This is a genomic window from Kamptonema animale CS-326 (genome assembly GCF_028330895.1).
In the GTDB taxonomy this organism is placed as follows: Bacteria; Cyanobacteriota; Cyanobacteriia; order Cyanobacteriales; family Microcoleaceae; genus Kamptonema; species Kamptonema formosum.
On the sequence record NZ_JAQMUA010000065.1, the window covers coordinates 1 to 7599 of the forward strand.

The 7599-nt window shown below is 40.9% G+C and carries 9 protein-coding genes; 7 read left to right on the forward strand and 2 right to left on the reverse strand.

From position 1 onward, the window contains the following. Positions 1-361 precede the first annotated feature (361 nt). The 6 genes from PN499_RS03930 to PN499_RS03955 all read left to right on the forward strand — a co-directional run bounded on the left by PN499_RS03930 (position 362) and on the right by PN499_RS03955 (position 5685). On the forward strand, positions 362-931 hold the full coding sequence (locus tag PN499_RS03930) for a DUF3747 domain-containing protein (protein ID WP_007355604.1): 570 nt from the start codon (positions 362-364) through the stop codon (positions 929-931). 305 nt (positions 932-1236) lie between these two features. Then, the gene (locus PN499_RS03935; RefSeq protein WP_272030398.1) at positions 1237-2007 is read left to right on the forward strand and encodes a glucosamine-6-phosphate deaminase; all 771 of its coding nucleotides are present in this window, start codon (positions 1237-1239) and stop codon (positions 2005-2007) included. 50 nt (positions 2008-2057) lie between these two features. Then, on the forward strand, positions 2058-2261 hold the full coding sequence (locus tag PN499_RS03940; protein ID WP_272030399.1) for a hypothetical protein: 204 nt from the start codon (positions 2058-2060) through the stop codon (positions 2259-2261). 181 nt (positions 2262-2442) lie between these two features. Then, complete coding sequence (locus tag PN499_RS03945) at positions 2443-2730, forward strand: hypothetical protein (RefSeq protein ID WP_007355607.1); 288 nt, start codon at positions 2443-2445, stop codon at positions 2728-2730. Between the two features lie 14 nt (positions 2731-2744). Further along, on the forward strand, positions 2745-2879 hold the full coding sequence (locus tag PN499_RS03950) for a hypothetical protein (protein ID WP_272030400.1): 135 nt from the start codon (positions 2745-2747) through the stop codon (positions 2877-2879). Between the two features lie 64 nt (positions 2880-2943). Beyond that, the gene (locus PN499_RS03955) at positions 2944-5685 is read left to right on the forward strand and encodes a CHAT domain-containing protein (RefSeq protein ID WP_272030401.1); all 2742 of its coding nucleotides are present in this window, start codon (positions 2944-2946) and stop codon (positions 5683-5685) included. A gap of 59 nt (positions 5686-5744) precedes the next feature. On the opposite strand, the gene PN499_RS03960 is transcribed toward PN499_RS03955, so the two are convergent. Next, positions 5745-5891, reverse strand: a complete 147-nt coding sequence (locus PN499_RS03960) for a hypothetical protein (protein WP_272030402.1) — start codon at positions 5889-5891, stop codon at positions 5745-5747. Between the two features lie 12 nt (positions 5892-5903). Continuing rightward, positions 5904-6539, reverse strand: a complete 636-nt coding sequence (locus tag PN499_RS03965) for a type I restriction enzyme HsdR N-terminal domain-containing protein (protein ID WP_272030403.1) — start codon at positions 6537-6539, stop codon at positions 5904-5906. Between the two features lie 683 nt (positions 6540-7222). On the opposite strand from PN499_RS03965, the gene PN499_RS03970 reads away from it, so the two are divergent. Beyond that, a partial coding sequence (locus PN499_RS03970) for a DUF4277 domain-containing protein (RefSeq protein ID WP_272030404.1) occupies positions 7223-7599 on the forward strand: 377 nt, incomplete at its 3' end.

The window sequence follows — 7599 nt, forward strand, 5'->3', positions numbered from 1 at the left end:
AAATTACAATAAAGGGGTCGTAAACCCGGATTTGGTATTATCTGCCGGAATGCTTGGCCCCTACTACAAAATTGGGATGCTCCTCTTCAGTCTCCGGCTTGTCTATGCTAGAACCCTAAGATGTCAAGAAAACAGACAATTGGCTAACTGTAACAATGCTTAGGCCAGACTTTAGGGGAAATCCACCTCCGACACTCCCCATCAGAGTTAAGACACAGTAAAGCTTTTATCGATTTATAGAATCGTATTGGCTGAGTCTGATTAAAAATCAAGCGAGACAGTTCAGGAACTAGAACGAATACGATACAAAATCTTAAGCGCTTTCTAAATAATGAGTTCATAACTCAAATACAGGCGTTCTATGAAAACCTCACTCAAACTTCAATTTGCTGCTCTTGCTGCTACTGCTATCGGCACAATTTCTGCAATAACTCCCGCGATTGCGGCCTTCACTTTTGGTCAAAAAGATGTTGACCAAACGAAATTTGTAGCCGCCGCCGTTCCCTTTCGAGGCGGTACCACTCACCAATTAGTAATTCTAGAACAAGTATCGAATAAACGCGCTTGCTGGAGCGAAAGCGGCAATCGTCCTGTTACTGTAAATCCCCTACTATTAAAGTTTAATTTCACAGGAATTTGCGGACGCGCTACTGATAGTAATGGCTACTCTATTCGGGTTGCTGGAACTGACTTAGGGATGCAATATAATCTTAATATTCAGCGCGTTAATGGAGAGATGGTACTGGTTGGCACTAATCGCCGCAATCCTTCTGCTGCACCGATGGTGATTGGTCGCACTCGCGGTGTTGCTAATGGTTTAACGAAGATTTCTCTGGAACCAGGCTGGCGCTTTGCTAAGCGGACTTACAATGGTAAGATGCTAGGGCATATTTATCTTACTAATAATAACATGGCGCTGGTAAATCGGTGAATGGCGAGTTTGTGGGAAAGGCGGAATATTCGGTGAAACTCAAATATTCTGCCTCTACTTAGGATAATTGCTAATTGCTAATTGCTAATTAGAGCCTTTTCGTTCTTGGTTCTTCCTTCTGCTAGAATTAGCTTGAGGCCATTGTCAATAGTAGTCTAAAGAGCTAGAATAAAATTATACTTCATCAATCTATACCAACCGCCAAAATGTTTAGGACACTCTGAATTGCTGAAACCATTGATTTTATTCCCCTCTTCCCAGCCCCTAGCCCCTAGTCCCTAATCCCTAATTATAGTATTACGCAATTGTTTACACCTAACAAAATCTTCACTGTAGATGCGCTGTCGGTTCGTCTCTACGAGACGGAGAAACAATTAGCAAACGACGCGGCACAAATTTCACAAACTTATTTGCAGGAAACTCTTGCTAAACAGGGGAGTGCTACTGTACTGCTTGCGACTGGTAATTCGCAAATTAAATTTTTGGAAGCTTTGATTGTTTTGGGCGGTATAGATTGGTCTAAAATCACTTTTTTCCATTTGGATGAGTATTTGGGAATTGATGCTAATCATGCTGCTAGCTTCCGCCGCTATATGCGCGAAAGGGTGGAAAGTCGAGTACATCCTGGGGCATTTCACTACATCGAAGGAGACGCGACTGAACCGCTAGAGGAGTGCGATCGCTATGCTAAACTTTTACAGGAACAGCCGATTGATTTGTGCTGTCTTGGTTTGGGCGAAAATGGGCATTTGGCTTTTAACGATCCGCCTGTGGCTGATTTTGGCGATCGCAGAAGTGTAAAATTAGTAAAACTCGATCTGGCGACTCGCCTGCAACAGGTAAATCAGAGTCTTTTTTCCCATTTGGAAGCTGTGCCCCAGTATGCTTTTACAGTGACTCTACCATTGCTGGGCTCAACTAAGAAAATTATTTGCCTCGCACCAGAAAAACGTAAGGCTCCTGCGGTTAAGGAGATGCTTTTAGGTTCAATTAGTGCTGCACTTCCCGCTTCATTTCTGCGAATGCAGGCTCAGGCAACTTTATTTTTAGATGTAGATTCAGCGAGTTTACTTTAAGAGTTAATCTTAACAAGACTTACGCAGACATCGCAAAAAACGTTAAAAAGTTGGCTGTAAGTTACCGTTTTTTTAGTGGTTCCTATTTTTTGAGGAGAGGAGGGGATCGAGATTACCGCATCGCGATCGCATCCCAACAGCCCGATACCGTTGATTTAAGCCAACCATCCCCACCTGCTATTGACCCCGATATTCAGGACTTTGGCACCCAACCACAGAAACCGGGTTTTTTTACGAAAATACTTCGTTGTTAGCCACAGATGCTCTCAAAAACCCGGTTTCTGGAGCCATGAGCGCAAGTCCTATATTGTTACATTTGTCAATAGGTTGTCAAGCTTAATCGATCATAACTTTTAGTGTCAAATTAAGATTACCCTATCCTGATTGTTGTAAAATTATTAAAAAATTATTTAAAGTTGTTTGAGAAGTAAGCCAATGTTTGAAGAAAACTACAGGTTCCAGGTTTCCCCCTTACCTGCAAACAATCGCTGGAAGTGGCAAGTGCTCCTCCCAACAGGAGCCATCTTCACATCCAAAGAATACTACCCTACCTCGGATCAAGCTATCTGTGCGGGTCAGCATTGGATTGATGTAGAAACAGCATTTAATGCTCTGAACCGCTCTCTATCCCAAATTTGCGGTGAAGGTACGATTACTCAGAAGGAATATGCCAACTTGATGAGATCTTTTCTGAGGATTACCAAGCACTCTTGTGAGAAGTAATACCATAACCATAGATGCGGATTATTGGGGCGGGTTTAGCTAATAACTTTGCCATTCCGCAGCTCGATCCTGTAGGCAACCCACCCCAAAAACTGGAATATCCTAGAAAGACTTTTGTACCAAACCCTTCTAAATCAGAAAAACTCTGATTTTTGAATCGCGATCGTATTTGCATTTATTTCAAGGTGGGCTAGAATAGACCCACTATTTGCAGTGAGCGATAAAGTGAGAGCAAAAATCCTCTTGTTCTTAAAATCTATTCAGAGTTGGACGAGTAAAACTCGCTCGATCAGAAGTTTTGTCCGCAATTCCCGACAAAATTTGCTGTCATTCCTTTGGCTGGGATTCCTGGCTTTTTTGGTCGCGATTGTAGTTGTTCCCCTAACAGCACAATATCCCCAAAGCAGCATTGCTCAAGTTCCATCTCATTCTGTTTCCAATCTCATTGAAAAAGGTAGAATTCTTTATGAGGCGGGGCGGTTTTCTGAGGCAGCAGCGCTTTGGCAACAGTCCGCTCAAAATTATGATATAAAAAACGATCGTCTTAATCAATCTCTTAGTTTAAGCTATCTGTCTTTGGCGTATCAAGAATTAGGGCTTTTGCCAGAAGCAGAAAATGCCATTGCCTCCAGTCTCAACCTAATTAATAACTCCTCAATCAACCATTCTTCCTCAGCTATTGTACTGGCCCAAGCATTAAATATCCAAGGACGTTTGCAGTTAGCAGCAGGACAAACTGAAGCTGCCCTCGATACTTGGAAAAAAGCAGAAGCATCTTATACTAAAGCTGGAGATGAAACTGGAATTTTAGGCAGTCAAATTAACCAAGCCCAAGCCTTACAAACCTTGGGTCTTTATCGCCGTGCCAAGGCAACGTTAGAGCAAGCAAATCAAAAATTACAAGCTCAACCCAATTCTATACTAAAAGCTACAGGATTAAGGAGTTTAGGAGTTGCTCTTCAAGCAGTGGGAGACTTGCGTGAATCTCAGAAAATTTTAGAGCAAAGTTTGCTAATTTCTCAGCAGCTACAAACTGCAAATCCAGAGGCAGCGGCTATGGAGAAAAGAGAACTTAGTGCCACGTTCTTAAGTTTAGGAAACACTGCCAGAGCTTTGCAAGATGCTAAAAGTGCTCTGACCTACTACCGACAGGCAGCTCAACTTTCTAGTTGTACTACTACTCAGAATAATTGCCAGAATAATCATACTAGCATACAAGCTTTACTCAACGAACTTAGCTTGAGTATAGAAACTGAAAACTTAGCCGATATTAACTCATTATTGCCGCAAATCCAAAATCAAATAACTAACCTGCCACCTAGTCGAGCTACAGTTTATGCTCTAGTTAATTATGCCCAAAGCTTGATTGTAATGGAGACACCAAAAGAGCGAGCAAGCGGCGATAACTCTGCCGTTAAATCCGTCCCTATTCCTGTTACCAAACAAGCCGCTCAAGTATTGGCTTCAGCTATTCAACAAGCGACAACACTGCAAGACTTAAAAGCCGAATCTTACGCTTTGGGAGAGCTAGGAAAACTCTACGAACAGTCCACCCAGTGGGAAGATGCCAGAAAATTAACTCAACAAGCTTTGATAATTGCTCAAGGAATTAGTGCTGATAATATAGCTGCTCGTTGGCAATGGCAATTAGGGCGGATTCACAAACAGCAGCGAAATTTACCGATGGCAATTGCAGCTTATTCAGAAGCAGTAAAAACTCTCCAATCTCTCCGCACTGATTTAGTTACTATCAATCAGGATGTTCAGTTTTCTTTTCGTGAAAGTGTGGAACCAGTTTATAGAGAACTGGTAGAATTGCTATTAGATACTAATCCCAGTCAAGAAAATCTTAAGGAAGCACGAAAATTAATTGAAGCATTGCAATTGGCAGAATTAGATAACTTTTTCCGCGAAGCTTGTTTAGATGTTAAACCCCAGCAAATTGATGAAGTAGATCCGCAAGCAGCGGTGTTCTATCCAATTATTTTATCCGAACGTTTAGCTGTAATTCTGTCTCTGCCAAAACAACCACTACGCTACTACGAAACTAAATTGCCTAAAAACAATTTAGAAACTACTTTAGATGAGATGTTGCAATCTTTAAATCCGGCTTTCTCAAGTCAGGAACGCTTGCGGCTTTCTGAACAAGTTTACACTTGGCTAATTCAGCCATCGGAAGCAGATTTAGTCAAATATAACATCAAAACTTTAGTATTTGTCCTCGATGGCATTCTTCGTAATTTGCCAATGGCTGCTCTTTATGATGGCAAACAATATCTAATCGAAAAATACAGTGTTGCTATTACTCCGGGTTTGCAGCTACTAGAAGCACGAGGCCTCGGTCAGAGAAAAATTAAGGCTTTAACGGGAGGATTAACTGATGCTCGTCAAGGATTTTCAGCCTTGCCAGCAGTGAAATCAGAAATTAATCAAATTAGCTTAGAAATTCCTTCTCAGGTGCTTTTAAATCAGGATTTTAGCGAGGTTAATTTGCAAAAGCAAATTCGTGAAAATTCTTTTCCTGTGATTCACTTAGCTACTCACGGTCAGTTTAGTTCTAATCCAGAAGAAACATTTATTCTGACTTGGAATGAGAAAATTAATGTCCGAGATTTTGAGAAGTTACTGAGTAGTTCAAATGGACAAAATGACTCTAGGAGAGTGGAATTGCTGGTTCTCAGTGCTTGCCAAACTGCTGCTGGTGATAGCAGGGCCGCTTTGGGATTGGCAGGGGTTGCGGTGCGTTCTGGTGCGAGTAGTACCCTGGCAACGCTTTGGTCTGTACGCGATGATTCTACGGCTACACTAATGGCGGAATTTTACCGAGAACTCGCTCAACCTAATATTACTAAAGCTGAAGCTCTCCGTCTTGGTCAGTTGGCTCTTTTAAAGCAATCTCGCTACGAACATCCCTTTTATTGGGCTCCTTTTGTTCTGGTGGGAAATTGGCTGTAATGGGTAATTGGTAATGGGTAATTGCAATACTATTGTTGAAAACTTGACTTATCAAAAACTTAGACATGGATGCCTTCTTCATTGATAGACTGCCTTATTAATCGCACAGCGGAAGAATTCGCATTCGGACTCAAAGCGATCGCATATTCTAGATAGCGACGGGCTACGGGGGGAATATCTTTTACCAAACCCTTTAATACTCTCAAATATTTGTCAATCTAACCTGTTTGCATTTTAATCTGTTTTAAAACACGAAACACTTCAGTCAAATCTTGACTGCCAGTGGGAAAAAATAGCGAATACAATCGCGATGCACTGTACAAAGGAGTTGGCTTTGCGATCGCCTTCACAAAAATAAATTCATCTCCATTGGTAATTAGCCCAAAAGATGGAAGCTCTAATGCTGGGTTACACATCATATAGGACAAGGCTTGTGGCAATGCCAAGGAAGCCATAATGGTTCGTTTTGCCTCAATTACCAATATCCAGATGCGATCGCGCACAATTAAAGTGTCAATTCTACCGCGCAAAACTTCTTCATCGGTTTCCAAAGCGAATTCAACTGATTCTTCAGTACGTACCTCATATTCAGGTTCATAAAAGCCAACTAAGTCCAAAAGTGGGGAGATCATCAGCTTATCCACAGCACCCTCTGCTAGAATGCCGCGCCTTCTATGTCCTGCAAATCTCACCAAAAGGCGAGCGAGTGTTGCTCGTTCAATCTCGGTGAGTTCGGGTAAATCGTCCTGCCACTCCCGAAAAAATGTGGGTGCAGTGCAAGGCATTAGTTGAAATTTGTTTTCAACATCTGCGATCGTTAAAATCGTTTTAGAAATAGGTAATGTAATAACCATAGGTATATTTTCTACTATACAATAAGATTATTTTACAACTCATCTGAGAAATTTGCCTAAACACACTAATGGCGATCGCTACTTCACCCAACAACAAATATCCTCGAATGATTTTGTGTGTTTTAGAAGGCGATCGCCTGAACAATCATCTTTTCAAGTTTGTGATTAGGCGCTCAGTATTTCATCCAAAAACAAATATTCTCTAATGATTTAATGGATTTTAGAAGGCGATCGCCAATGATCTCTCCAAGCTCAACAACGAAACCAACCATTTTTGATTGCTCAATCTCTGCTGAAAACAGATAACTCAAACCCACATTCCGCAGATCTGACTCGGATGACTAGGACTTTTGATGCCTGACCCGCTCTAAATATTTTTAGAGCCTATCTTTTCTGATTTTAGTGTCACTTTTGGTTCAAATTATCCGATATTTAAGAAAGTTGACTTAACGGATTTTTTTAATAGATTGATTTTGGCCATTAATCAACTTATTTAGACTAAATTACACAACACAATCTCTGACAACATGATTGCTGCCTTGATACCCACATTCCGCAGATATTTAAGCAGATTTAATTTCAGATAAATTCGGAATCACGAAAGCCCAAAATGATTGCCATACAATCATTTTGGGCTTTTTTAGGATATAATAACTTCCACAACTAACCCAACTCTAAAAACTATGAAAAAGCCCTCAGAAGCGATAAATATCGTAAATTTAGACCATTTAGGAATAGTAGCAGGAATAATAGATGAGATGGAATTGGTAGAAGAAGTCAACAAAAAAGTGGGATTAAGAACCAAAGAAACCCTCAGTCCAGGACAAGTAATGAAAGCGATGATTTTGAACGGATTGGGTTTTTTGAGCGCTCCAATATACCTATTCGACACATTTTTTGTAGGAAAAGCAACAGAACATCTAATTGGAGAAGGAGTAACGCCTGAACAATTAAACGATGACAGGATAGGAAGAGCATTAGACAAATATTATCAAGCTGGGACGACAAAATTATTCACAGCAATTGCTCTAAAAGCAGCGATGAAATTTCAAGTAGAAAC

What these genes read in the sequence shown, in the direction of transcription:
- PN499_RS03945 (WP_007355607.1), top strand. Translation starts at nt 2,443, where the DNA reads ATGTTTGAAGAAAACTACAGGTTCCAGGTTTCCCCCTTACCTGCAAAC.
- PN499_RS03930 (WP_007355604.1), top strand. Translation starts at nt 362, where the DNA reads ATGAAAACCTCACTCAAACTTCAATTTGCTGCTCTTGCTGCTACTGCT.
- PN499_RS03965 (WP_272030403.1), bottom strand. Translation starts at nt 6,539, where the DNA reads ATGGTTATTACATTACCTATTTCTAAAACGATTTTAACGATCGCAGAT.
- PN499_RS03950 (WP_272030400.1), top strand. Translation starts at nt 2,745, where the DNA reads ATGCGGATTATTGGGGCGGGTTTAGCTAATAACTTTGCCATTCCGCAG.